Below are 26,841 nucleotides of genomic sequence, written 5' to 3' on the forward strand. Positions count from 1 at the left end.
AAAACTAATATCAGTCAATACTTTTAGAATTAATCAGCAAGCCCTAATTAATAATTAATTGTTCGGTAAATTTTAGGGAGTAGGAAATAGGGTGAAATAATTGGTGGTTTCTGTACGATAATTTATTTTATTTTTTATTGTTTGGAGATGTCTAATATCAAATCTGGTAGCATCGGTATATTTGGAAAGTTAATCTAGGAGTCAGGAGTTGTAGGGGCGAATGGCAATTCCCCTGTACAGGAGTCAGAAGGGAAGAGAATTTAGAAAGATTTCCTCTTTGATGAAGATGTAAAATTTTTTTATACCTAATTAAGCGGATTTGATACAATTTTTAGGGGTAAATACAGAAAGCAAAAACTTCTCTAAAGTTCATCAAACTTACTCATAACTATAGCTGTCAAACTAAAATGAGTAAGTTTATTCAGTTGTCTATCCATTGAGTCGTTATCAGGTGAAGTTAAACGGTGGATAAGAGAATTATTGTTCTTATTCTCGGTCTATTTCATTAATTATTTTTTTTGCTTACCATATATTTATAAGCAGGTCAAACTACTATGAGAGTAACTGACAAAAATTAGTTCATCATCGTTGAATCAATGTTTGGCGATCGCTTACTTAAAGAACGAAATAATTAGGGTTTTGGGCTGAAAATTTCCATTGGGTAATAATTACCCTTTGATTATAATTTCTTTATTTTATCACAAAAAGGCTGAAACTATTGAAACTCCGTGAGCTAATTTAGGCTTTTTTTGATGTTTTTTGTCAGAGATTGATGACAAAATTTAAAATTTTAAAAGTATAATCTGATATTGATAATTAAAACTTTTAACTTAAGCGATCGCTAAGGTCAAGGATGAGGATTTAATAAGATACAGAATTTAAAGGGCAAAGATTGAAAAATTTGAAATGACTTTTTCAGTTGTGGGGTATTTTTTGTGTTGAATAAAAAGTCATACTTGGGGGGGGACGAACCACCCCTAATGACTAAATCGTATCAGAAATTTTTTGCCGATGCAAGGGGAATATCCTTTTCTCGCCGATTTTTTTGGTAGCTTCACAGAATGCAGATTAGTCATCCGTATATCCGTGGCAATCCTTGTCTTGCCCTGACTTCTCTGAGAGTTGTTTGGGATTTAGGTAATGCAGAAGTTTTAAGGATTCTATGGAATCAGGCGATCGCTACTGTTAAGGAATGAGGATAAAAAATACAGAGATTCAAGAGGGAAGATTTCAAACTCGGATATGACTCATTCAGTTGTGGATATTGTGTTGAATAAAAAAATCATACGCAGGGGCGAACAACCCCCAATGATTAAATTGTATCAGAAATTTTTTCTGCTGGCAAGGGGAATATCCTTGCGGATTTTTTAGGTAGCTTCACAGAATGCAAGGTTCAGAAGATTTGCATCTGTGGCAAAATCCTTATCTTGCTCTGACTTGTCTGAGAGTTGTTTGGGATTTAGGCAATGCGGAAGTTGTCAGGATTCTATGGAATCAGGCGATCGCTACTGTTAAGGAATGAGGATAAAAAAATACAGAGATTAAAGAGGGAAGATTTCAAACTTCGATATGACTCATTCAGTTGTGGGGTATTTTTTGCGTTGAATAAAAAGTCATGCGTAGGGGCGAACGACACCCAATGACTAAATTGTATCAGAAATTTTTTCTGCTGGCAAGGGGAATATCCTTGCGGATTTTTTAGGTAGCTTCACAGAATGCAAATCTTCTGATCCGTGCATCCGTGGCAAAATCCTTGTCTTGCCCTGAGTTCTAAGCTCACACGGATTATGGCACGGATGTACGGATTAATTCGCGGGAGGGAAAGAAAAAGAGGGAAAAAGGGAAAAGAGGGAAAAGGGGAAAAGAGGAAGAATTCTAGGAACCAAAGGCAGAAACCACCGGAACAGACCAGACAATCCGAAAACCTCTATTGTTGAAGAGGGCGACGGCATAGTAGTAGCCACGCCAGGCACACCGGCAAACCCAAGAATAGTCGTCCCAGCCACCACCACGGAGCAGTCTGATATTACTATCACCTCCAGTTTCCCAAGCACTACCATCAGTAGGCGCTCCATTATAGTTATCATGCCAAACATCCTGACACCATTCCCAGACATTTCCATGCATATCGTACAAACCAAAACTATTGGGTGGAAAAATTCCCACATCTGTAGTTTCTTCACAACATATTCCTCTCAGTTCATCAGCATAAATCTTTCTGTAATCATAATAGTTAGCTAACTCAGACGTTATAGTTTCGCCAAAATAGAAAGGCGTTGTTGTTCCTGCTCGACAAGCATATTCCCACTGACTCTCACTGGGTAAACTATATTTTTTACCTGTTATGCCTGAGAGTTCCTGACAAAACTTTGTAGCCCAATTCCAGCTTACTTGTTCTACAGGGCGGTTTGCACCTTTAAAGTAAGAAGGATTATTTCCCATAACTGCTGACCACTGCGCTTGAGTGACTGGATACTTTCCCATGAAAAATTCTGGCACATCTACATAATTTTGCGGACTTTCACTATCTCTTCTTCCTTCTTCCGTCTCTGGAGACCCCATGAAAAATCTACCTGCGGGAATTTTTACCATTTCTAGGGAAATTCCATTGCCGAGGTTTTCTCTCATTACTTCTGCTTTACCTGGAAGGCGACTTATTACTTCTCCTTTCCTGTTAACTATGACGGTAGTAAATGTCTGAATGGAAAATTTGGGTTGTGGTGGAGGGGTAGGTTTTGGTGTTGGTTCTGGTTGAGGGGGAGGTTCTGGTATTGGTTCTGAAGTAGAAATATTTTCTAGAGGTGTTCTACTCCACAAATATTTAGTTAACATTGCTGCGACAAACCCACCTACTGCCAAACCTCCTAATGTTAATAGTGGAAGGGGAGTTTCTGTTGTTGGTTCGGGAGGATAAATATTTTCTGGAGGTGTTTCTAGTGTTGGTTGGGAAGTAGAAATATTTTCTGGAGATGGTTTATTCCCAAAACCTCTACTTAATATTGCTGCGACAAACCCACTTCCTGCTAAACCTCCTAATATCAATATTTGTCTTCTAGTTTTATTCGTTTTATTAGGTTGGGGTTGGGGTTTTGCTACTACTGTTTCTGTTTGAGTAGGTAGGGGGACTGGTGTTGGTTCTGGTGGAGGGGGTGGTGGAGTTTGAAAATTTAATACTTTTAATACTTCTAATACTTTCATGGCATTTTCATAACGCTGTGAAAAATATTCCCGCACCATGCTATCTAATATATTTGCCAGGTCGTCACTCACTTGTGCTTCATTTCGCCAGATAATATTTCCTGTCTTTGAGTCTGTTGGTAAGTTTTTTGGTTCTTTTCCTGTGAGTGCTTTTATTCCAACCATTCCCACTGCATAAATATCGCTACTCAATTTTGGTTTGCCGTTACTTTGTTCGCTTGGCATATACCCAGGTGTTCCGACTGCTACTGTTAAAGTAGTGGTTCCTGGTTGGTTAGTTGTAGTTAATACACTTATTTCTTTTACCGCACCAAAATCTATCAATACTATTTTGTTATCCGACTTTCGACGCATCAAATTTTGTGGCTTAATGTCTCGATGAATAATATTATTTTGATGAGCTACTGCTAATGCTTCTAATATTCCTATGAGTAAGGCAATAGTATAAGACTCGCTTAATTTTCTCCCCGACGTAAGTTCCCTACTAATATCGTGCCCTTCTATATATTCTTGTACTAGGTAAAATTCTGTTCCTTCCTGAAAATGTGCAAATAATTTTGGTATTCGGTCTGAGTCTTTGCCTAATTTGTAGAGAGTCTTTGCTTCTCTCTCAAATAACTTTTGGGCAATAGCTAAAACTTCTGGGTCTGAACTTTTATTGTTGCTGAACCAAGGGATGAATCTTTGCAGAAAAGGTAAATCCCATTTTTTACTTCCTTTAGGCTTAAGATGCTTAAGGACACATTTGGGTTTTCCTGGTAAGTCTAAATCTTGAGCTAAGTAGGTATCTCCAAATCCTCCACTTCCCAGAGAGTCAATAATTTTATAGTGGTTTCTCAGGATTTTTCCAGACTGCATGATTTTTTCAGTTATCAGACTTTCCTTTACCTGGGAAATATGCTGTTTTTGGCCTAATCAATTTGAGTATATATGAGCGCACCTTCTCCATTATACTTACATAATCATGTCAAGTTTTTATTTGTCAACCATAGTCTAATATAGTCAGGATTGCTTCGGTTGACTTTAGTATTTTTGATTCAGTTTGAGTATTAATATTGTCGTCTTGTTTGCAGGGGGCGACGGAATTTTTTCTACATGAATAATCCCTATTTAGTATTTGATTAAGTTGCAAATTCCCGTCAACGTCAAATAGTCTATTTATGGTCTTTTAAAATTGAGTATATATGAGCGCACCTTCTCCATTATGATTACAATATCATGTCAAATTTTTATTTGTCAACCATAGTCTAAGATAGTCAGGATTGCTTCGGTTGGCTTTAGTATTTCTGATGTAGTTTGAGTATTAATATTGTTCTCTTACTTGGGGGGCAACGGAATTTTTTCTACAGGAATAATAGCTATTTAGTATTTGATTAAGCTACAAATTCCCGTCAACGTTAAATAGTCTATTTATGGTCTTTTGAAGTTGAGTATATATGAGCGCACCTTTTCTATTATGATTATAATATCATGTCAAGTTTTTGTTTGTCAACCATAGTTTAATATAGTCAGGATTGCTTCGGTTGGCTTTAGTATTTCTGATGTAGTTTGAGTATTAATATTGTTCTCTTACTTGGGTGGGCGACGGAATTTTTTCTACAGGAATAATCGCTATTTGATATTTGATTAAGCTGCAAATTCCCGTCAACGTTAAATAGTCTATATTACGGTCTTTTGAAGTTGAGTATATATGAGCGCACCTTTTCCATTATGATTATAATATCATGTCAAATTTGTGTTTGTCAACCAATATTCTATAATTCTGAAAATTGAAAATTATAGAATATTTAACTTAAATAACTAAATGACTATAGCAATAGACTTCGGAACAAGTAATACGGTAATTTCCCGTTGGAATCAAACAACTCAACAGCCTGAAATTGTTAAATTACCAGGTTTGTCAATTATTTCTGGACAAAATCCACCTCTAATTCCGAGTTTGGTTTATGTAGAGAATGTTGCTGAAAATAAAATAGTAATAGGTCAGCAAGTTAGAGATAGGGGTTACGATGTGAATACAGATTCTCGTTTCTTTCGGAATTTTAAGCGGGGTATTGGCTCAGATATTAAAGGATTTTTGCCTGAGCTTGATGGTCAGGTGGTCTCTTTTGAACAAGTGGGAAAGTTATTTTTACAACAAGTTGTGGCTGGTATTCGGAATGTTCCTTTGCCTGTAGAATCTTTAATTTTTACTGTTCCAGTTGATAGTTTTGAAGCTTATCGTAATTGGTTGGGGGAGGTTTGTCAGTCTTTAGAAGTTGAACAAGTACGAATGATTGATGAACCTACTGCCGCAGCTTTAGGTTATGGAATGAAAGAGGCAGAAATTTTATTGGTGGTTGATTTTGGTGGGGGAACATTAGATTTATCTTTGGTAAGGTTGGATAATTCGATACAAAAACAACCTTTGGGTTTTATTCTGAAATGGGGTGAAAAATCTTTTGGTAAAAGTTCAAATCAAAAGCCAAAAATTGCCAGAGTTTTAGCAAAAGCAGGACAGAATTTAGGGGGGTCAGATATTGATAATTGGTTAGTGGATTATTTTGTCAAAAATCAAGGTCTTGAAAAGACTCCTTTAACTACTCGTTTGGCAGAAAAGTTGAAGATTCAATTGTCTTTACAGCAGCAGGCAGCAGAGGTTTATTTTGATGATGAAAGTTTAGAAAGTTATGAGTTGGAATTAGGGCGAGATGGCTTTGAGGAGATTCTCAGAGAAAAGGGATTTTTTGTCAGTCTTGATGAATCGATGAATCAGGTTTTAATGCAGGCAAAAAGACAAGGAATAGAGTTATCGGAAATTGATGCAGTTTTATTGGTGGGAGGAACAGTACAAATACCAGCAGTTCAGAGGTGGGTAAAAGAATATTTTGATGCTGGAAAAATTCGTTGTGAAAAACCTTTTGAAGCAATTTCTCAGGGAGCATTGCAATTAACTCAAGGAGTAGAGATTAAAGACTTTTTGTATCACAGTTATGGTATCCGCTATTGGGATAGAAGGAAAAACGTTCATAGTTGGCATCCTTTGATTAAATCTGGTCAACCATATCCAATGAGTAATTCTGTGGAGTTGGTTTTGGGTGCTTCGGTGAATAGTCAACCAAGTATTGAATTAATTTTGGGAGAATTGGGTGCTGAGTCTGGTGGGACAGAAGTTTATTTCGATGGCGATCGCCTAATTACTCGCAAAATATCTGGAGAACAAACTTTAGTAAAACCTTTAAATGACCGAGAGGGAGGTCGTAGTATTGCTCAATTAAGTCCTCCTGGAAATCCTGGAAGGGATCGAATTAAAGTATTGTTTTGGGTGGATGAATCTAGATTTCTCAGAATAACGGTGGAGGATTTATTGACAAATGAAACTTTGTTAAATGAGCAAGCTGTTGTGCAATTGAGTTAGCGCCGCTACGCAGAAGTTAAAAGTCGTAGGGGCGAATGGCATTCGCCCATACAAAAGTCAATCATTTTTGATTTGTAATTGTTTTAGGATTTTGTAACCAGTTAATTCCGCCATCCTGCATTAGTATGGTTTTAGACAATAGATATCTCTATAAAAGAGGGAGTAGGGAGTAGGAGAAAATAATTGATAATTTCTGCAGGATAATTGCTTTAATTTTTAATTTTTGGAGATGTCTAATATATATATGTAATTTTTGAGTAGGAAATAAGAAAAATTAATTATATATTATTAATGAAAGTAATTTTATCGAAGTTAATGGTATTAGCTTTGAAATTCTAGTGCCAAAACAGGTATTAGTGCTTCGTGACATACTCCCACACTAAGCTAACGCTATAGTGTGGGCTTCTCGTTTCGCTGCCCTGCTATTGCATGGGGCTCCACGAGCTTTAAGGACGGAATGCCCTACCGCCCTATTTTTTATATTCATCGCCGCGTTTACATCGCGGTCTATTACAATGCCGCAGTGCGGGCAAGAATGAGTTCGTATGTTTAATTCTTTATTGACTTTTTCACCACAATTTGAGCAATCTTGGCTAGTATTTCTGGGGTTCACTGCTATGGTTTTCTGTCCAGCATTTTCAGCTTTGACAGTCAAAATAGACAGGAATTGTCCCCATCCAGCATCGTTAATTGATTTACTCAAACGGGTCAATGCTTGCCCTTTAATGTTTAAGTTTGCCTCCGGCACGCCGCTCCGCGTCTACATGGGCAATAATATCCGCTTTTGATAACAATTCATTGGCTGTTTTAAAATGAAAATATTTACGCTTGTCGGCTACCTTTTTTATGTTGTTTGGCTACTGCTTTTATAGCTTTTAACCATCTTTTACTACCTTTTTTCTTTTTAGATAAACGTTTTTGTAACGTCTTTAATCGCTGCTGATATTTTCGATAGTATTGAGGAATTGGAACTAATTCTCCTGAGCTTGTCGTCAAGAATTCCTTCAGTCCCATATCTATTCCCAGAGTATTTTCTGATGTAGGTTTTACTTCAGAATTTAATGAGGGAACTGATTTATCCTCTAAGGATAAAGTTACATAATAGCCATCCGCTTTACGGCTAATTATGACTGTTTTAATTTGAAAACCTTCTGGCAACGGCCGATGTTGAATCAACTTTACATTACCAATTTTGGGAAGATTAATTCTTTGATTGACAATACACTCCTGTTTTATTTGAGGATAAGTGAAACTACGATAACGACTTTTTTTCTTGAATCTTGGCTTCCCTAATCTCTGCCCGTTTTTATTTGCTTTAAACCACCTATCAAAGGCTAGTTTTACCCGTTTAATGCAATCTTGCAATACTTGAGAATGAATTAATTTGTACTCCCGAAATTTGTCTTTGGTATTTACCAAATCCTTTTTCTGGGAGTAATAATCTGGATTATCTCTGAGTTGAATTTCGCCATGAAAATCAGATTTTATTTTAGCTATACCGGGAGAAAGTATCAGATTTTTTATTGATGCAAAAATATATCCGCTTTGTAGCAAAAATTATTTATATAATTAGCATTTATTTCTGAAATTATAGAAATACCTATTGGCATTTTGTAAATTTACTTGATGTTCACGAAACCAGACAACAAGCTTATTCTGTAGGTTTGTGTTACTGCTTAATCAAACCTACAATTATACTCAAATACCGTAAACTGGATTTAGTATAATATTATTGATTAGTCAAAAAAAATACATTTTCATGAGTTATTGTCTCAATCCTAATTGTACTAAACCCAATCAGCAAAATTCCATCAGTTTTTGTATTAATTGCGGTACAAAACTTCTCCTTAAGGAAAGATATCGTCCGATAAAGTTTTTAGGTGCTGGTGGGATGGGGAGAAATTTTTTAGCAATAGATGAAGATACTCCATTAAAAAGAAAATGTTTAATTAAACAATTTTTTCCTGCTCCTAATATTGCTAATAGTCAAGCAGCTTTTCAGAAAGCAGTTGAACTGTTTAATAGAGAGGCAGAATATCTAGATAAGCTAAATGTAACAGCAAAAGATAAAGGTAGTGGCAAAGAAGCGTCAATTACTATTAATAATGATTGGATATTGTCTGAAAAAAGCATTGAAGAAGAACGACCATTTTTACTTTCAAATACTGATTGATTAAAGAAAATTGACCTTCAGAAAAACTCTCTCTGTAAAAATTCTATCTATAGCAATAGACTTCTCCAGAAAAAAGAGAACAGATAAAATAAATCATCTACTATCATTTTTCCTTTCAGATACTGATTGATTAAATAGGATTGACCTGCAAAAAAACTCTGTAAAAATTCTATCTATGGCCATAGAATTCTCCAGAAAAAAGAGAGCAGATAAAATAAATCATCTACTATAATTTTCACTTCAGATACTGCTTGATTAAATAAAATTGACCTGCAAAAAAACTCTGTAAAAATTCTATCTATGGCCATAGAATTCTCCAGAAAAAATAGAACAGATAAAATAAATCATCTACTATCAATACTGATTCAATATTGTCTGAAGACGAAATTGAAAAACCACCACCATTTTTACTTTCAAATGCTAATTGATTAAATAAAATTGACCTGCAAAAAAACTCTGTAAAAATTCTATCTATAGCCATAAAATTCTCCAGAAAAAAGAGAAAAGGGTAAATAAATTATCTACTATCAATACTCATTCAATATTGTCTGAATAAGAAATGGAAAAACAACGACCATTTTTACTTTCAAATATCTATGAAATATCGACAGAAAACTAGATATTAAAATACTCAAAATCACACTTTTGCTCTTAACAATAATAAATCAAATCTCAAATTCTCATAATTTTGTTCAACCAACCAACTCCGACTTAAGCAGTCAGCTATTAGCTATACAGCTTTATTACCGAATAATTAATAATTAATAATTAATAATTAAATAGTTCGCGCCTTGAAGCCTCCCCTTTTAAAGGGAAAAAAGCGGTCGAGGGATGGCGAGGTCTCCTCGCCATATCCATGAGACCAAGACAGCGGTCGTTTCGGCTATCGCCGACATGAAAAGCGGAGCTTCCCGTAGGGTGGGATGGCGCAATTCGGAGCGGGTCTGCAAGAACTGGTCTCCTTGCCATATCCAATCGACCAAGAGAAGAAATAATATTTCCTTATATTCAATCAAGAAAGGTTTTAACCAGAGGTAATTATCAATTATCCATTATCAATTAATTAACAAGAAATACCTCCCCTTTCAAGGGGATAAAAAAAGAGAATATTCCTGATTTCAAGCCTCTTGCTTTCCTAGGTCATGCTGCGCAAACAGCGAGAGGTGCTGATAACTGATAACTGATAACTGAAATGACCTTTAGTAGAAAATTTAAGCTTGTTTTTCTTGTGCTTCAATTCTTTGTTTAAAAATATAGTAGAAGTGAAGCAAATACTTGGTTAATTTATTAGAAAGCTGTTTGCGAAGCATTCCGCAGGAAGAGCTCACCGCTAATAGCTGAATGCTTATACCAAATTGAAATGAAGCTGCATAGAATAATATTTAAAGCATAATTTACTAGATATAGGTGTAGATAGAGATAGATTGGTCTAATGAATTTCATCATTCTATACAACCTCATATAAAAATGGTATTAGACTCTGACAGTGCTTATCAACAGAAAAATCAATTCATAAACTCACAAATTAATTGTATAAAGTAAATTTTACCTTTTATATAAATCTTAGTTATTATACAGAAACTTATATTTAGGGTTTGCTGAAAAAGTTTTTTAGTAGGGGTAGAAGACAACCCACCCCTCACTCCTCCCAGGAGGGGAAGTCAGTCGGACTCAGACAGGAGAAATGTTCAAGAATGCGCGAATTTAGAATGCGCGAATTTAGAATTACCTCTCATTGAAAAGAAGAGGATTGGGTTAAAAGGAATTTTTTTCTTTTTTCTCCATCAATGGAGAGATTTTATACCTTAATTTTTCGGTAATTTAGAGGAGGTAGGAGTAAGAATTTTAAGAATGATTTTTCTGCCCAACTATGAGCCTAAAATACGCTCCTTTTTGAGCGTGAAGAGCTGAAAACTAGGCACTTTTTTTGACCCCAAAAAGGTACTTGTATTTATATGTCAATGCTTTTAGATTAGATCGGTAAGCCTTATTTAGATTAAATTGTAATCTCACCATAAAAAACTTACTAAATAATTCTATAGCCATAATATTTGAGTTGTGAGATATTGAAAACTTTTAGGGAGCAAGGAACAGGGAAAAGAGAAGAATAAAAAAACGTATTATATGAATATAATAATTGCTATATTCTATACTTTTAAGGAACATCTAAATTCTCACAACTAATTCCTGATTGCTATATATACCACCAAATATATACTAGCTAAAAAAAGACTTCCTATTAATTATTCTAAAAAAGAGAATCATGTGCCTAGTAAAGCAGTCGGGAAAATTATTGCCACTCCATCACAAAACCCAAAAAATTAATTTATGCTTAATTTAAGCTAATCCTGACAAAAACAATAATATGATTTATCATAAAAACATTAAAATTGATCAAGGCTATTCCTAAAAAATCAAAATATAAATATATAGAGAAATCTTACTATTAACTTCAATCAAAAATTCCTCAGCAAAATATAATCAATATTATCGTTAGCTCAAAATATCGGCATGAGTCATTGCCTCAACCCCAACTGTCAAATTCCCCAAAACCCAGACTGGAACATATACTGTCAAAACTGTGGCTCAAAACTACTACTCAAAGACCGCTATCGTCCCCTTAACTTAATTGGACAAGGAGGTTTTGGCAGAACATTCTTAGCTATCGACGAAGACAAACCCTCCAAACCCTATTGTGTAATTAAACAGTTTTTTCCAGCATCCCAAGGCACAAACAATATCAGCAAAGCTGCCGAACTCTTTGAAAAAGAAGCTACAAGATTAGACGAACTGGGCAGACATTCCCAAATCCCCGAACTAATGGCCCACTTCATCCAGGATGGGCGACAATACTTAGTGCAAGAATTCATTGCCGGACAAAATTTAGGCCAAGCTCTGGCGGTTGAAGGACCTTACAATGAAGAGAAAATAAAAGCTTTACTCAATAATTTACTGCCAGTCCTGCAATTTATCCACTCTCACAACGTTATTCACCGCGACATCAAACCAGACAATATTATTCGTCGTCAAAACAGTGACAGTCAATTAGTATTAGTAGATTTTGGTGCTGCCAAATATGCTCTCGGTACGGCACTGTTGAAAACAGGTACCACTATTGGCACTCCTGAATATACTCCCCCCGAACAAAACCGAGGCAAAGCAGTATTTGCCAGTGACTTATATAGTTTGGGAGTAACTTGCTTACATCTTTTGACCAACGTTTCCCCATTTGAATTATTTGATGTGGGTGAAGGTACTTGGGTATGGCGACGTTATTTAAAGAGTAATTCTGTGAGCGAACAGTTGGGTTATGTTTTAGATAAACTGGTGGAAAATGCTATTAACCGTCGCTATCAGTCTGTTTATGAAGTCATCAAAACTTTAAATGTTAATACTCAAGTCAACTTGACTCGTATTCAAGATCAAACTGCTATCCAAACTCCGGAGGTTACACCTGAACCCCCACCGACTCAAACCTGGAAATGTCTACATACTCTGACTGGTCATCAAAAATGGGTTTGCTCCGTTGCTTTTAGTCCTGATGACAATATTGTGGCGAGTGGGAGTGAGGATGAAACTGTTAAGTTGTGGGAAGTAGATAGTGGCAAAGAAATATTGACTATATTTGGGCATTCGGGTTATGTCAACTCTGTTGCTTTTAGTCCTGATGGCAATATTGTGGCGAGTGGGAGTGATGACAAAACTATTAGACTTTGGGAAGTTAAGAGGGAGAGACTTCTTTGTATTCTTGGTGACTGGAGTCAGGGAGAATATTTTGGTCATTCTGGAGGAGTAACGGCGATCGCTTTCAGTCCCGATGGCAAAATTTTGGCTAGTGCAAGTAAGGATAAAGATATCAAAATTTGGCGACTTGGGGACGACCTTTATGAACCTAGCTATGGGAAAGTGATAATGACTTTGACTGGGCACTCACGACCAGTGCGTGCGATCGCTTTTAGTCCTGATGGTAAAACTTTGGCAAGTGGAAGTGAAGATAATACGATTAAATTATGGGATATAAATTTAGGTAATGCTGTTCAGACTCTATGCAATTATTATCAGGGAGTACATTATATTTATGCAGTTGCTTTTAGCTGTGATGGTAAAACTTTAGTTAGTGGTGGTCGCGATCGCAATATTAAAATTTGGCAAATAGATAAAGGTGAAATATTAAAGACTTTGGAGGGACATTCAAGAGATATTTGTGCCATAGCTTTTAGTCCTCAAGGAGATATTATTGCTAGTGGTAGTGAGGATGAAACTATTAAGATTTGGCATTGGGAAACTTGTCAGCAAATAGCTAATTTAGAAGGTCATTCAAAATATGTTAATTCTGTTACTTTTTCTCAGGACGGAAAGAGTTTAGCTAGTGGTAGTAGTGATAATACAATTAAAATTTGGCAACAGGAGTGATTAAGTCAAAAATCAAAAGTCAAAAGTCAAAAAAATATAAAGTCAAAAGTCAAAAGTCAAAAGTCAAAAAATTATAAAGTCAAAGGTCAAAAGTCAAAAATTATTATTATGCCTAAGCTCTTCTAAAGCACCTTTTTTAAGTCAAAAGTCAAAAGTTAAAAGTTAAAAGTTATATGTCGATTAAGCTCTTCTAAAGCACCTTTTTATAGTACTACGCAAATAGGTTATATAGTGTCCATATAATCTGTTATAAAAAAAACCTTATTCTTTTGAACCTTTCTTTTCCTTCTGCCTTCTGCCCTCTGCCTTCTGCCTTTAAGCCAAAATCTATGTATTTTATGTTAATGAAAACTGCTATAAATTATCGGGTGTGCTGACTAAATTTTATCGTTAGGAGAGTAGAAAAATATGAATTATTGTCTTAAAGAAGATTGCAAAAATCCTAATTCTCCACCAGAAGCTAGAATCTGTTTAACTTGTGGTTCTATGTTACTTCTAAAAGACCGTTATCGGGCAATTAAAATGATTGGCCAAGGAGGCTTCAGTAAAACTTATTTAGCAGTAGATCAAGATAAACCTTCTAAACCACCATGTGTAATTAAACAATTTTATTTTATCTCACAAAATGAAGTAGATATAAAAAGAGCGATCGCTTTGTTTGAAGAAGAAGCAGAAAAACTAGATACTTTAGGAACACATCCTCAAATAGCTGAATTATTAGCCAATTTACACGATGATTATTGTCAATATTTAGTCCAAGAATTTATACCTGGAAAAAATTTAGCTCAAGTTTTAGAAACAGAAGGAATATTTTCCGAATATCAAATTCGAGAACTATTAAATAGTCTTCTGCCAGTGCTAGAATTTATTCACTCTCACAAGATTATTCATCAAGATATTAAACCTGAAAATATAATTCGTCGTTTACTATCAAATTCTGCTTATCAAGGCGGAATAAAAGGTCAATTTGTATTAGTAGATTTTGATCTAGCAAAACAATTAACTGGAACTCCAATATTTAAACCAGGAACAATTGTATGTACTCCCGAATATGTAGCTCCAGAACAACTCAAAGGTAGAGTAAACTTTGCCAGTGACCTATATAGTTTAGGCGTAACCTGTATCAATTTACTAACCAATATTTCTCCATTTAAACTATTTGATACTGGAGAAAATAAATGGGTATGGCGAGATTATTTAATCGATAATCCGATTAGCGAAGAATTGGGAAATATTCTCGATAAATTAATTACTGAAGCTACAAACAAACGTTATAAATCTGCTACAGATGTCTTAAAAGATTTGAATCATGGTAAATTACCACCCCCACCTACACCATCTTTACTCAAACTTTCATTCCCAAAAATTTCTCTCAAAGATACAAATTATGTACCAGGATTACATCTTTATTCTTGGGGAAAACCTCAAACTATTTCCGGTCATTTAAGTTCAGTTTCATCAGTTGCTATTAGCCCCGATAATCAAATGATTGCTAGTGGTAGTTTTGACCGGACTATTAAATTATGGAAATTATCTACAGGAGAATTATTAGACTCTTTTATAGCTTCTAATATAGTTTTATCAATTGCTTTTAATCCTAAAAGTAATATCCTAGCTATTGGTAATGTTGGTGGAATTATTAATATTTGGGATTTAGCTACAGGTACAATAAGTTGCAGTTTATCCAGACATTCTGATTCTATTGTTTCAATGCCAGTAGTATTTAGCCCAAATGGAGATTTTATTGCTAGTGGCAGCGACGACCGGACTATTAAAATTTGGCATCAAGAAACTTGTCAACTTTTGTACAGCATCAAAAATTCTCGTGGCATTAATGTAGTTGCTTTTAGCCCCGATGCCAAAATTCTAGCTAGTGGTAGTAGCGATAATGTGATTAAATTATGGGAAGTAGAAACAGGTAATCTTATAGATAAATTAATCGGACATACTAGAGATATTAATACAATTGCTTTTAGTCCTGATGGTAAAGTTTTAGTCAGTGGTAGTAGTGACAAAACAATTAAATTATGGTCTGTAGAAACAGGTAAATTAATCAAAACAATTACAGGACATTCTGATTGGGTTAGGTCTGTAATTTGTTTAGATAAAAAAACAATAATTAGTGGTAGTGCAGATAAAACTATTAAGATTTGGCAGATGGAAACTGGAGAAGTTATTAAGAGTTTAAACGGGCATTCTAAGGATGTAAATTCTGTGGCAATTAGCAGTTATGATAATACAATTGTGAGTGGAAGTAGTGACAATACCGTAAAAATTTGGCGTTGTGAATAAGAGAAAGAAAGGCAGAGGGCAGGAGGCAGATGGCAGATGGCAGATGGCAGAAGGGAAAGAAAGGTTCAGAGGGATAAGGTTTTTGCAGTCGTGTAAGTGGAACGGAATTCTATAGCAGATTATCCGGACATGATATTATAGAGTAATCACAAAATTACTTGATCTTAATAGATACAGGAGTTACCCACTGACAATAGATATAGGATGTGCTCAGTTACGCTACCGCTAACACACCCTACTGGATCTCTTCCCTGTCTTCTTCCTTCTTCCTTCTGCTATAGAAACTGTCCTAATTCTCCTGGCGCAACTGTACCATATTCTGTCATAATTCCTGCAATTAATTCCGCAGGGGTAACATCAAATGCAGGATTATAAAATTCTACTCCTTCCGGACAAATGCGTGTTTCTCCTATTTGATATATTTCCACTGCATCTCTCTCTTCAATTGGTATTTGACTACCATCAGATATTTTGAAGTCTATTGTTGATAGAGGTGCTGCCACAAAAAAAGGAATATTATGTGCTTTAGCAACGATCGCTAAACTATAAGTACCAATTTTATTAGCAGTATCTCCGTTAGCAGCAATTCTATCAGCTCCAACTACTACAGCATGAATTAAACCTTGTTTCATACAATGAGCAGCCATATTATCGCTTATTAAAGTAACAGGAATACCTTCTTGTACGCATTCCCAAGTCGTGAGTTTTGCACCTTGGAGACGAGGACGAGTTTCATCCGCATAGACTTTCCCTAGTCTACCCCCTCGCCACGCTGAACTAAAGACATTTAAGACTGCAGTACCCGCCAAAGCACCAGCATTACAGTGAGTTAAAATGTTTAATTTTTCTGGAGAAGTCGGTAAAACTTCTATTGCGCGATCGCCAATATTTTTACAAGTTTGTAAATTGTCTGCTTGAATATTTTTAGCAGTTTCTAATAAAGCTGTTTGAATTTCTTCTACAGAACTATTAGTTTCATTTGCTACTTTCAACATTCGTTCAATTGCCCAAAATAAATTAACAGCAGTTGGGCGAGTTTGTCGTAACATGACAGCCACTTCTTCTAACTGTTTTAAGAACTCATTTCTATCAGTTATAGAAATTTCTTTTGCCCCTAAATACATTCCATAAGCTGCTGATACACCAATAGCTGGTGCCCCACGAACTATCATTGTTTTAATAGCTCTTGCCATCTCCGTAGAGTTATTAATTTCTACAGTTTTATATTCTCCTGGTAGGCAAGTTTGGTCAATTAATAAAACACGGTCATTTTGCCAGATAATAGGATTAACTTCTGTGATTTTAGACATCATAATTTTTCCCCATACATATATTATAAATAATATCAAATTCAGATAAATAGTAGGTTGGGTTAGGCGACAGCGCAACCCAACAATTATAGTAATTTTAAACAAGCAGTCAGCGGTCAGCGATCAGTAGATTTTTTTTGACAAGACTTACGCAGAGACTCTACATATAGCGATATAGCGAGAAAGAATACTATTGACCCCTACAAATGGTGCTTTAAAAGTTGTTAGTCCTGCATAGTAATAGTATACAAGTAACAAAGAATAGTTGGCACGGGAGCAAGATGCTCCCACTACCGTACCTCCTAACAAAAATAATGCAATGCACGACCATTACAATGCACCACCACCTAAAAGTTAATTTGCGTAGTATCAAATCCGGTTAATTACACACAGGACTTACGCAAAGGCACTATTTATAGAGTCAATAACTATTGAACAATAGTTGTAAACACTATATATAGCGTATCTGCGTAAATCCTAACACATAGAATCTGATTATATACAGGACTTACGCAAAGACACTGTGTATAGAGTCCAGTAACTATTGGACAACAGTTATGAGTACTATATATAGCGTATCTGCGTAAGTCCTAATATAATATCTATTTACACTTCTATAATTACTTCAATATTTAATCTCCCCTATTCCCTACTCCCTACTCCCTATGGGTGGAGGAGATATCTAATTCTTTCTGCCAAAATAATGAGTTAATAACTCATCGCTGATAGTATAGTAGGTTGGGTTAAGCGACAGCGCAACCCAACAATTATAGTAATTTTAAATAGACATCTCCAATGATAAAAAATCCAATCAATTATCTCACTATTATTCATCAATTATTTCTCCCTGCTCCCGACTCCCTATTTTCTAGAGATGTTTAATGATAATGAAACACTTTGTTGGGTTTCCCATGTCTACCCAGCCTACAAAATGAAAAAATTCCTAATTTGTTCCCAACCTAACTTAATTTTACGTTGTAAATACTTACCCAATCCTTTATACAACTTTTGAAAATTGTATGCAAATAAAATATTCATCATATCCTCTACTGTCAAAGATTTTAAATAATTCACCCCTTTATCAATCAATTCATCACTATCTTGCATATATCTCCTGCGCCCCATTTGTTCAGAAATATTCCATTTAATAGCATATCGTCTCTGCATTTCTCTTTGATAAGAACGAAAACTAGATAAGCGTTTATCAAGATATTTTTCTATATATTTACTAGCAATTTCTGCATTATCCATACCATGTCTAATTCCTTCCCCACCCAACATATTAATAGTAGAAACAGCATCACCAATACCAACAATATTATCTTGGTAATAAATATCCTTTAATCCCACAGAATATCTAACAGTTGAACCATGAGAATCAATTAATTCATACTCCTCAAGTTTCATATAATCTTGAATCAATAGTTCTAGATACCACCTCATAGATTTTGTTTCAACTATTTGTTTATGTTCTAAATTAAACCGCGCCACACCTATTTTTAATCTGTGCTTTTCTGCCTCCATAGGAAAAATCCAAGAATAACCTTTTGGCATCCATTTATGACCTAAGAAAAAAATTAAATCCTTAGCGTATTTATCATATTCTCTTGGTTCAACTTCGATTAAATATTCAATTCCCGCAGCAGTTAAAAATTGAGGTTGCCTACTTTTTTTGTCATACATTACTGCCCTTGCAGGTCCGGTTGCATCAACCAAAACTTCTGTACTAACAGTCAATTTTTCACCACCAAAACACCTCATTTCTACAATAGTTTTTCCCTCTTCTTCAAAATGTCTAATGTAGCGACAACCCATCCAAACTTTACCGCCATAACTTTCCACTTCACCCGCCAAAAATTCTCTAAGTTTAGCAAAATTTAAAACTGCTCCTAATATTTTTGGTGATGCCCAGGAATGATTTATATTAGTTGTCACAATACTAATTTTCTGCCAATAACTCCCGACTACTGTTTCTGGCAAATCAAATTTATCAAGAGTTTCTTGAGGAGTTGCAGCACTAGAAAAGTCATTTTTATTAAATGTTTCGTGTTGTTCCACTAATAAAACTTTGCGTCCCAATTTTGCCAAACTTCTAGCACATTGACAACCTGCCGGACCCGCTCCAATAACTACTACATTAAAATCATTTCTATTGTTCATAATTTCTGATTTACTCATAGAAATATTTGAGAAAATATTTTGTAGGACTTACACATTACAACATATTTTCATCCGAAGCTACAGACAGGTTTTGCGCAGTACTCCGGAAGGGATTACCAAAAGTAATACTATACTTAGGCAACACTTCAACTATAGAAAATATAGAAAAGTTTTTGAGAAATGGTACGATACTTGCCCATCCTAAAAAACTGTCCCCTTCTTAAAATTTACCGAATAATTAAGGTAAAAATCTTCTCCTTTAAAGGAGAAACAAGCGGTCGTTAACGTAGCTTCCCGTAGGGTGGGATGGCGAGGATACCCGCTCTTGCAGAGCCGCTCCGCTAACGTCATATCCAATCGACCAAGAGAGAAAAAATTTTCCTTTTATTCAATCCTCTTCCTTTTAGGAATAGGTAATTATCAATTATCCATTATCAATTATTGAAACATAAATTATGGATATTGAGAAAAATTTATGATCCATAAATATGCTTTTATAAAGATTCTATGAAGTTTGGGGTGCTTTGATTAAAAATTCTGTGAAGTTCGATCTTTAATTAAACTTTTATAACATTTCTTACACAAATCTTCAAATGCTCTTGATATCAATAATTTAGTGTTTTTCGATGATGGTATTTACCAAGGGGATTGACTATTAATAACCACTTGCGTCTCACAAAATGCTTATGTAACTATATTCATAGTTAAGTTAATTAAAGAAACTTAACTTACTGTAAATAAAGTCAACATCTGCATGGAGAGTAATTATCATGGTTAGTCAAGTAAACAAAAAAAATGCAATCAACTTTTTACGGTCGTAGACCGTAAAAAGTTTAGCTTCTCTTGCTATTTTAGCTCCTATTTTCATAGGGAATAACTCAGCTAAAGCAGTAACTCTTGATTTTGAGGGATTTAGCGATTTTGAAACTATCTCAGGTGATACTTTTAGTGGTTTAGGTGTTATTTTTGATCAAGACCTAACGATTATTCAAGATGTTAATAATGGACCTGTTCAATCTGGAATAAGCTCTGCTGTTGGTACTGCTCCCTTCGCAGGGGATATTAGCGGTTTCTTCACAGAAGCAGTTGATTTTGTTTCAGTCTTTGCAGGTGATAATTTCCTTGGTGATACTGATACTGTAACTCTTCTAGGTTTCGATGAGTTTGACAACCTTGTTGCTTCTGACACTTTTACAGACATAACAGCACAAACTTTATCTATATCCGGTTCTGGTATCACTCGATTTGAGATTAACCAATCTGGAGGCATTGGTATTGATGACTTTACTTTCAATCCCACACCAGTTAATCCAGCTTCAACTCCTGAACCTGCTTCAATTTTAGGTTTATTAGCATTTGGTGCTATGGGTGCTAGTTCAATGTTAAAGCGCAAATAGAATTTTTCAGAAATTCTACCAGTCTTTTGGATCAACCATTGTCAGAATATGCCATAGAATGTTCCTATCAGAAAGAAAGAAGAGAGAAGAGAGAAGAAAATTGTTTCATAACTAATTATCCGGACATAATATAACCACCAAATGTAGTAGGGGTTAACGGTCGTTAACCCCTCTCTACTGTTTTTATAAAAATTTTAATAGATGTACCCAGACAAAAATACAGTAGCATTTAGCACATGGCTCTAGCACTCGCAGGGGTCTTGCCCACAATCAGAACAAGTATCTAAAACCGCTTGAACCAGTGAATTAGAGCTGTTTAAATTCAATAGGTTTGTTTGGGAACGGCGATTAACAGTAGTCGCACTGTGAGAAGCGTTAGATTCTGAGCATTTATCCATTATCTGTTTTCCTTGAATTTTAGACCTCACTGAGTATACTATAGAACTTAATAATTTGCAATCTCAGTAGTTTTACTTGAATTTATTTGATAGGATCTGCAAGCTCAGTAGTTTTACCCAAATTTATTTGATGATGAAGCTGTAATATTGACTGTAATTCCCGGCAGAACACGAGTATGCTGAGAGCGATCGCCAAAATTAAAGGAGATGTCTACAGATGAGTAGGAGCGCTATTTCGCCGCTGCCACAGGAATACAGATATAACTAACGCCACTACAAGAAGAACACAGATAATGCGAAAACTTGCTTGTTCTCCAAACACTAAAGCCTCCACTGGCGCTGTTGTAGCTGAAAACGGGATATCTACCGGAAGTTGGCTAGCACTTAAGCGCGAAAACAGAATACCTATCAACGTTATACCCATCACCTGACCAAAAGCTCGTGAAAAGAACCAAAGTCCGGATGCTACACCCAGATATTGTGGAGGTACGTTGCCCATAATCGCACTTTGGTTAGGAGCTTGGAACAAACCGAAACCAATTCCGTAGGGAAGCACCCGTAATACATACCCCTTAACCGTCAACTCTTCGCTAAATGTGCTAATTGTAAAACAGCCAATAAGTAATAATACTATTCCGATTGTACTAATACTTCTTTCGCCAAAACGATCAGCTAGGTATCCAGCTACAGCACCTACACAGATTGCTAATATAGGCAGCACCGCTATCAATAATCCTACTTTTTGTTCGGAATAATGCTTAACGAGTACCAAAAAAAAGGGCATAATGAAAATGACACCTGTGCTGAAAGCATAAGAAATTGAACTTAACAGTAGACTTAAACTCAATTCCAACGATCTAAATAAACTCAAGTCCAGCAATGGTCGATCTGATTGTTTCTGAGACCACAAAAAACTAACGCAACCCATTACCGAGACCGCCAATAAAACCCAAGTTATATTACCATCTAGATCCTCTCCTTGTATGCGTGTCATTCCCAGTAAAAAACAAGTTAACGTTATCGCTAAAATCAATGCTCCCCAAAAATCAAAATCCTTTCGAGCTGTATTGCTACTACCCCTGGGAATTGTCAGCATCGCTAACACTATGCCAATAAAACAAATTGGCACATTAACCAAAAAAACTGAACGCCAACCTAAATGCTCTAGAAGCACTCCTCCTACCGTTGGTCCCAACGACACTCCCGCCCAACCCGTGCTGGTAATTATCCCTAGAGCTAGTCCTCGCTTGGCATTAGGGAACACTTCAGTTGCGATCGCAGGCGCTAGGACTGCAATAAACACAGCCCCAAATCCCTGAAATATCCGTGCTGCAATCAATAAGTTAATTGTCGGAGCAATTCCACAGACCAATGAACTTATAGTAAATGCTCCCATTCCCATGATATAGAGCCATTTCTTGCTCCATAAGTCCCCCAAGCGAGCCACACAAAGCACCAAGACCGCCAGAACAAGAGAATAACTTAGAGGAACCCACTCAACCGTCGCAAAATCGCTATGTAAATCCTCTACCAGTCTTGGCAAAGCCAAATTGACAACATGAACATCTAGCGAGAACAAAAACGTTCCTAAACTCACCGCCAATAGGATCCACCACTGTGTAGAGACCTCCATTTTACTACCTTCTACACTTTTCATCTGTTCTCAAATCTATTAATTTTTACTTCACACCGACAGCAAAAGGACCAAACCATTTGCGAATTTCCTCACTGGTAGCACCAAAAGGAGGTTTATCTTTTTGCTCCAGAATATGAGCAACCATTGCCGAAGTGCGCGAACAGAGGAATAGTCCTGTTCCATAGGGGGGTCTCATTCCCAGAGACAAAAATACAGCAGCACTAATGCTATCAATATTCGGATGAATTCCCCGTTTCTCTTTCAAAAACTCTGCCGTAATATCATAAATTTGAATAAAGTCCGATCGCATATCGATCTCTGATATAATTGACCGTAAACGAGGGTTTCTTGAATCTACCTTAAACATTGGGTGTCCAAAACCGTGGATCTTCTCCTTTTTAGCCAGGCGATCTTCCAATATCTCGATCGTTACTGCTTCTATATCTCCTGAACATTGTTTGTGAACGGCAGTAAAAAACTCCATTGCTTTTTCGCAAGCTCCAACATGGGACGGTCCTGCCGCTGTAAAACCTGCTGCGATCGCTTGGTGCATAGGAACTCTTGTACTGGTGGCAACCCTGGGCAACATAACTGAGGGAGCAAGAAACCCCCAACCAGCGTGCAAGCTAACCATAATATCGTTGAATATTTTTCTCTCAGTTGAGTTGCTAAAATTTCTGTTAGTACAAAGCGTAAATATAGATTCAATATAGTCTTTCCCCTCAGTCAAAACTCTTTTCCCATCAATTTTTTGGTAGTCAAAAAATTTTTCCTTATTTTCTTGAACCCACTGGATACTTTCGAGAGCAATAACCATTAAAGAAGGAATTAGACCGACATAATATAGCCCAATTTGATTGTTTCGATCCAATCCTATTGCCTCCAAGTCAACGAGCGCGATCGTCTGTTCAAATGATTTCGTTTTGTCAACCATTAACCCTGCAATAATTGCCTGAGAATAGGTTGCACCCGAAGCGACTACAGTTTTAATCACTTCTATAGCTGTATCCTCATCTGTTAAAGAAGATAGCGCACTGGTAAGATAGCGATCGAGAAGTTGTTCTTGGGATGGAGTCGCCTCTTTGCCCATCAATAAGTGATAAATAGCCCCAGTAAATGTCAAATTACCAATTAAATCGTTCAGGTTCCTATTCCGAACGTATAGTTCCTCTGGATTAAGGGTAGGTCCGTCTATATCTGTACCGTGATATCGATATTCCATCTTAGAATACTTCCTTCTAATTGAGTTTAGGACTTACGCAGAAACCCGGTTTATCGACAAAATTTCGTGATTTGAACAACAAAAGTTATAGCAATAAACCCGGTTTTTTGTTTAGCTGCTTCAGCAACAAAGCCATTAATAATTACCACTTCTTAAAAGAAGGGGATTGACACTTAAGGAAAATTTCAAAGCAATTAACAATTAATAATTATCTAGACCAGAGCATTCATATATAACAGATATCTTACTAGCTTTATGTTTTTCAATTAATTATTAATTATTAATTATTAATTATTAATTATACGGCTTGTCACCAGCCAATGTAACACGATGCATGATACGTTTGAACCCTTGATAGTCATTCACCGGATTATGCTGAGTGCAGCGATTATCCCAGAAGGCGAGGGAACCACGCTGCCAGCGAAAGCGGCAGGTGAACTCCGGTCTGACTTGATGCTCGAAGAGATAGTCTAGCAGAGGTCGGCTTTCGGGCACCGTCCACCCCTGAAAGTGCTTTGTATGGTTAATGTTGACGTAAAGCCCCTTCCTCCCAGTCTCTGGGTGCGTGCGCACGACTGGATGGACACCGACTATCACCTCCTGCTCTAGACTAGCATTACTTAGAAAAGCGTGGGCTTTCGACGAGGTATTGATGCCTACGAGTCCTTCCAGGGTCTCCTTCAGACCTTCCGAGAGGGTCTCGTAAGCCATATACTGGTTGGCGAAAAGAGTATCGCCACCGTATGGCGGAATCTCAACAGCGTAGAGGATACTCCCCATCGGTGGACGCTCTAGATAGGTAGTATCGGAATGCCACATACCCCCAAAGTTCGCCCGCTCATGCTCCAACTTCACTACCGGTGTGATCTGCGGACATTCAGGCAATCCCTGAAGCAGCGGGTACTCCATTACCTTACCAAACTTCTGTGCGAAGGCCAGCTGTTGGTGAGGGGTGAGTTCTTGATGAGTGAAAAAGATCGCTAAGTGATCGAGAAAGGCAAGGCGAATCTCCTCAACGACTTCACTTTTGAGGGGTTCTGCCAGATTTACCCCTTGGATTTCAGCCCCAATTGCACCTGCGATCGGATGCACTTTAATGTAGCTATAGTTGCGGTGTACCGCGTTGTCCATTATTTCCCCTTTTGCATAAATTTTGCTTTTTCTACTTAAGAATAAAAATTAAATAAGACAGCAAATAAGCCTTGTAGAGAAAAAATTGTAGGGAGATTCCATGAAACCTCCCTAAGTTAACTTTTCACCAGAAGTCTATTTAAAAACTTCCAACAACTCTATTAAACGTTAACAGTGGATAACTTCGACTTAAAACTCTGCAAAATACGTTCTGCCATCTGAGAAGGAGTCAAACCCAAATCAGCTTTCGACTCATCAGGTTTAGCATGATCCACCAACTTATCTGGTACACCCAAACGTAACACAGGTGCAAGCACATTATTATCCATCAAAGCTTCGGTAACCGCACAACCAAAACCACCCATCAAACAGCCTTCTTCCATAGTCACAACTTTTCCAATACGTTGTGCCAAAGGCAAAATTAATTCTGTATCCAAAGGCTTAACAAAACGAGCATTTACCACTGTAGCTGCAATACCATGTTCGCTGAGAATTTCCGCAGTTTGCATAGCTGGATGTACCATTGAACCATAGCCCAATATCAAAACATCATCACCATTCCGCAGAATTTCACCTTTTCCGATAGGAACAGCTTCCCAACCTTCTTCCATTAATGGCACACCATAACCATTACCACGAGGATATCGCATGGCAATAGGACCATCTGTATACTCAATCCCAGTCACCACCATCCGTTGTAACTCACCCTCATCTTTAGGTGCCATGATTACCATATTCGGGATACAACGTAAATAGGCAATATCATACATTCCCTGGTGAGTAGGGCCATCAGCTCCCACAATTCCAGCGCGGTCTAAACAGAAGAAAACAGGTAACTTCTGAATACAGACATCATGGATAATCTGGTCATAAGCTCGTTGCAAGAAAGTCGAGTAAATACCCGCCACAGGTCGCATCCCTTCGCAAGCTAATCCCGCAGCTAGAGTCACAGCGTGTTGTTCTGCAATACCAACATCAATATATTGTTTTGGCAACTTAGCATGAAGTTTATCTAAACCCGTGCCAGTTGCCATTGCAGCAGTAATGCCAATAATTTTAGGATTATTTTCGGCAAGTTTAACCAAGGTATGGGCAAAAACTTTAGAATACCCAGGAGGCTTAGGTTTATTTGCTGGTTTAGCTTTTCCAGTAGCTAGATTAAAAGGATTTTGAGCATGATACCCAACTTGATCTTCTTCCGCAACTGTGTACCCTTTACCTTTAGTTGTGGAAACATGAACTAATACAGGTCCAGGAATTTCGTGAGCTTGCTTGAAAGTTGTAATTAGTTCTTCTAAGTTATGTCCATCAACAGGACCAATATAAGTGAAGCCCAATTCTTCAATAACTGCTCCCACTTTTGATACTGCCAAACGCTTCATCCCTTCTTTGAGCCTTTCCATTTCTGGTGTAAAGGTTTCACCTACAAAGGGAATATGTTTGAATTGTTCTTCTAAGTTATCTTTAAGAAACTGGATTGGTGGAGAGAGGCGCATTTTGTTAAGATAGCGAGAAATAGCTCCCACATTAGGAGAGATGGACATCTCATTATCATTTAGCACTACCAGCATATTAGTTTTAGGTAAGTGACCTGCATGGTTAATAGCTTCTAGGGCCATACCACCAGTTAGAGCGCCATCACCAATAATCGCTGCTACCTTAAAATTCTCTCCTTTCATATCTCTAGCTAAGGCCATTCCTAAAGCAGCAGAGATACTTGTAGAAGCATGACCCGCACCAAAATGGTCGAATTTGCTTTCACAACGTTTTAGATAACCTGCCACCCCATCTTTTTGTCGCAAGGTATGGAAATTGTGATATCGACCTGTGATAATTTTGTGGGGATAAGCTTGGTGGCCCACATCCCATAGGACTTTATCCCGATCGAGATCGAGAGTTTGGTAGAGACCCAGGGTCAGTTCTACTACTCCTAATCCCGGGCCTAGATGTCCTCCACTTGTAGCAACGGTTTCTAGATGTTTTTCTCTTATCTGTCTAGCAATTTCTTCTAATTGACTAATTGAAAGACCGTGCAACTGGTTAGGATGAGAAATTTCGCTCAGATGCATACTTTAAATTTATTGAAGTTTTGTGTAGATTTACGATTTTTACTG

17 protein-coding genes are annotated in these 26,841 nt (G+C 36.8%); 6 read left to right on the forward strand and 11 right to left on the reverse strand.

Going from position 1 to position 26,841, the window contains the following annotated elements; translation table 11 throughout:
- Nucleotides 1–1,061 precede the first annotated feature (1,061 nt).
- Complete coding sequence (locus tag F6K15_RS18205; protein WP_293063003.1) at nucleotides 1,062–1,196, forward strand: hypothetical protein; 135 nt, start codon at nucleotides 1,062–1,064, stop codon at nucleotides 1,194–1,196.
- 188 nt (nucleotides 1,197–1,384) lie between these two features.
- Nucleotides 1,385–1,522: a hypothetical protein gene (locus F6K15_RS18210; RefSeq protein ID WP_293063004.1), complete on the forward strand. Its 138-nt coding sequence runs from the start codon at nucleotides 1,385–1,387 to the stop codon at nucleotides 1,520–1,522.
- A 353-nt stretch (nucleotides 1,523–1,875) separates the two neighbouring features.
- Here F6K15_RS18210 and F6K15_RS18215 read toward each other — a convergent pair whose 3' ends face one another.
- Nucleotides 1,876–4,056 (reverse strand): bifunctional serine/threonine-protein kinase/formylglycine-generating enzyme family protein, encoded by a 2,181-nt coding sequence (locus F6K15_RS18215; protein WP_293063005.1) that lies wholly within the window; start codon nucleotides 4,054–4,056, stop codon nucleotides 1,876–1,878.
- A gap of 946 nt (nucleotides 4,057–5,002) precedes the next feature.
- On the opposite strand from F6K15_RS18215, the gene F6K15_RS18220 reads away from it, so the two are divergent.
- The gene (locus tag F6K15_RS18220; protein ID WP_293063006.1) at nucleotides 5,003–6,595 is read left to right on the forward strand and encodes an Hsp70 family protein; all 1,593 of its coding nucleotides are present in this window, start codon (nucleotides 5,003–5,005) and stop codon (nucleotides 6,593–6,595) included.
- A gap of 379 nt (nucleotides 6,596–6,974) precedes the next feature.
- On the opposite strand, the gene F6K15_RS38460 is transcribed toward F6K15_RS18220, so the two are convergent.
- Both F6K15_RS38460 and F6K15_RS38465 read right to left on the reverse strand, forming a co-directional pair.
- A complete protein-coding gene (locus F6K15_RS38460) occupies nucleotides 6,975–7,343 on the reverse strand; it encodes a transposase (RefSeq protein WP_363268223.1) in 369 nt (122 codons plus the stop codon).
- 74 nt (nucleotides 7,344–7,417) lie between these two features.
- Nucleotides 7,418–8,149 carry a transposase gene (locus F6K15_RS38465; RefSeq protein ID WP_363268225.1) on the reverse strand — a complete coding sequence of 244 codons (732 nt, stop codon included), beginning with the start codon at nucleotides 8,147–8,149 and terminating at the stop codon, nucleotides 7,418–7,420.
- A gap of 205 nt (nucleotides 8,150–8,354) precedes the next feature.
- On the opposite strand from F6K15_RS38465, the gene F6K15_RS18230 reads away from it, so the two are divergent.
- Nucleotides 8,355–8,768, forward strand: coding sequence for a 4-Cys prefix domain-containing protein (locus F6K15_RS18230; protein WP_293063008.1), 414 nt, complete (start codon nucleotides 8,355–8,357; stop codon nucleotides 8,766–8,768).
- Between the two features lie 298 nt (nucleotides 8,769–9,066).
- Here the strand turns inward: F6K15_RS18230 and F6K15_RS18235 are convergent, their stop codons facing one another.
- Nucleotides 9,067–9,249 carry a hypothetical protein gene (locus tag F6K15_RS18235; RefSeq protein WP_293063010.1) on the reverse strand — a complete coding sequence of 61 codons (183 nt, stop codon included), beginning with the start codon at nucleotides 9,247–9,249 and terminating at the stop codon, nucleotides 9,067–9,069.
- 2,030 nt (nucleotides 9,250–11,279) lie between these two features.
- Here F6K15_RS18235 and F6K15_RS18240 point away from each other — a divergent pair.
- Together F6K15_RS18240 and F6K15_RS18245 are read left to right on the forward strand one after the other, a co-directional pair.
- On the forward strand, nucleotides 11,280–13,181 hold the full coding sequence (locus F6K15_RS18240; RefSeq protein ID WP_293063012.1) for a serine/threonine-protein kinase: 1,902 nt from the start codon (nucleotides 11,280–11,282) through the stop codon (nucleotides 13,179–13,181).
- Nucleotides 13,182–13,589: 408 nt separating this feature from the next.
- On the forward strand, nucleotides 13,590–15,473 hold the full coding sequence (locus F6K15_RS18245; RefSeq protein ID WP_293063014.1) for a serine/threonine-protein kinase: 1,884 nt from the start codon (nucleotides 13,590–13,592) through the stop codon (nucleotides 15,471–15,473).
- A 275-nt stretch (nucleotides 15,474–15,748) separates the two neighbouring features.
- Here F6K15_RS18245 and mtnA read toward each other — a convergent pair whose 3' ends face one another.
- The 7 genes from mtnA to dxs form a co-directional block, all read right to left on the reverse strand.
- Nucleotides 15,749–16,786: an S-methyl-5-thioribose-1-phosphate isomerase gene (gene mtnA / locus F6K15_RS18250; RefSeq protein ID WP_293063015.1), complete on the reverse strand. Its 1,038-nt coding sequence runs from the start codon at nucleotides 16,784–16,786 to the stop codon at nucleotides 15,749–15,751.
- A 921-nt stretch (nucleotides 16,787–17,707) separates the two neighbouring features.
- The gene (locus F6K15_RS18255) at nucleotides 17,708–18,943 is read right to left on the reverse strand and encodes an NAD(P)/FAD-dependent oxidoreductase (protein WP_293063016.1); all 1,236 of its coding nucleotides are present in this window, start codon (nucleotides 18,941–18,943) and stop codon (nucleotides 17,708–17,710) included.
- Nucleotides 18,944–19,955: 1,012 nt separating this feature from the next.
- A complete protein-coding gene (locus tag F6K15_RS18260) occupies nucleotides 19,956–20,336 on the reverse strand; it encodes a hypothetical protein (protein WP_293063017.1) in 381 nt (126 codons plus the stop codon).
- Nucleotides 20,337–20,949: 613 nt separating this feature from the next.
- Nucleotides 20,950–22,395, reverse strand: coding sequence for an MFS transporter (locus F6K15_RS18265; RefSeq protein WP_363268228.1), 1,446 nt, complete (start codon nucleotides 22,393–22,395; stop codon nucleotides 20,950–20,952).
- Between the two features lie 22 nt (nucleotides 22,396–22,417).
- Nucleotides 22,418–23,596 carry a citrate/2-methylcitrate synthase gene (locus F6K15_RS18270; protein WP_293063018.1) on the reverse strand — a complete coding sequence of 393 codons (1,179 nt, stop codon included), beginning with the start codon at nucleotides 23,594–23,596 and terminating at the stop codon, nucleotides 22,418–22,420.
- 294 nt (nucleotides 23,597–23,890) lie between these two features.
- Complete coding sequence (locus F6K15_RS18275; RefSeq protein WP_293063019.1) at nucleotides 23,891–24,727, reverse strand: TauD/TfdA family dioxygenase; 837 nt, start codon at nucleotides 24,725–24,727, stop codon at nucleotides 23,891–23,893.
- Nucleotides 24,728–24,888: 161 nt separating this feature from the next.
- Complete coding sequence (dxs, locus tag F6K15_RS18280) at nucleotides 24,889–26,796, reverse strand: 1-deoxy-D-xylulose-5-phosphate synthase (protein ID WP_293063020.1); 1,908 nt, start codon at nucleotides 26,794–26,796, stop codon at nucleotides 24,889–24,891.
- Nucleotides 26,797–26,841 lie beyond the last annotated feature (45 nt).

It is taken from the genome of Okeania sp. SIO2B3 (assembly GCF_010672525.1).
In the GTDB taxonomy this organism is placed as follows: domain Bacteria; phylum Cyanobacteriota; class Cyanobacteriia; order Cyanobacteriales; family Microcoleaceae; genus Okeania.

Coding starts and splice junctions, on each gene's coding strand:
- F6K15_RS18220 (WP_293063006.1), top strand. CDS start 5,003: ATGACTATAGCAATAGACTTCGGAACAAGTAATACGGTAATTTCCCGT.
- F6K15_RS18235 (WP_293063010.1), bottom strand. CDS start 9,249: ATGGCTATAGATAGAATTTTTACAGAGTTTTTTTGCAGGTCAATTTTA.
- F6K15_RS18210 (WP_293063004.1), top strand. CDS start 1,385: ATGCAAGGTTCAGAAGATTTGCATCTGTGGCAAAATCCTTATCTTGCT.
- F6K15_RS18205 (WP_293063003.1), top strand. CDS start 1,062: ATGCAGATTAGTCATCCGTATATCCGTGGCAATCCTTGTCTTGCCCTG.
- F6K15_RS18215 (WP_293063005.1), bottom strand. CDS start 4,056: ATGCAGTCTGGAAAAATCCTGAGAAACCACTATAAAATTATTGACTCT.
- F6K15_RS18270 (WP_293063018.1), bottom strand. CDS start 23,596: ATGGAATATCGATATCACGGTACAGATATAGACGGACCTACCCTTAAT.
- F6K15_RS18230 (WP_293063008.1), top strand. CDS start 8,355: ATGAGTTATTGTCTCAATCCTAATTGTACTAAACCCAATCAGCAAAAT.
- F6K15_RS18265 (WP_363268228.1), bottom strand. CDS start 22,395: ATGAAAAGTGTAGAAGGTAGTAAAATGGAGGTCTCTACACAGTGGTGG.
- F6K15_RS18255 (WP_293063016.1), bottom strand. CDS start 18,943: ATGAACAATAGAAATGATTTTAATGTAGTAGTTATTGGAGCGGGTCCG.
- dxs (WP_293063020.1), bottom strand. CDS start 26,796: ATGCATCTGAGCGAAATTTCTCATCCTAACCAGTTGCACGGTCTTTCA.
- F6K15_RS18275 (WP_293063019.1), bottom strand. CDS start 24,727: ATGGACAACGCGGTACACCGCAACTATAGCTACATTAAAGTGCATCCG.
- F6K15_RS18240 (WP_293063012.1), top strand. CDS start 11,280: ATGAGTCATTGCCTCAACCCCAACTGTCAAATTCCCCAAAACCCAGAC.
- mtnA (WP_293063015.1), bottom strand. CDS start 16,786: ATGATGTCTAAAATCACAGAAGTTAATCCTATTATCTGGCAAAATGAC.
- F6K15_RS18245 (WP_293063014.1), top strand. CDS start 13,590: ATGAATTATTGTCTTAAAGAAGATTGCAAAAATCCTAATTCTCCACCA.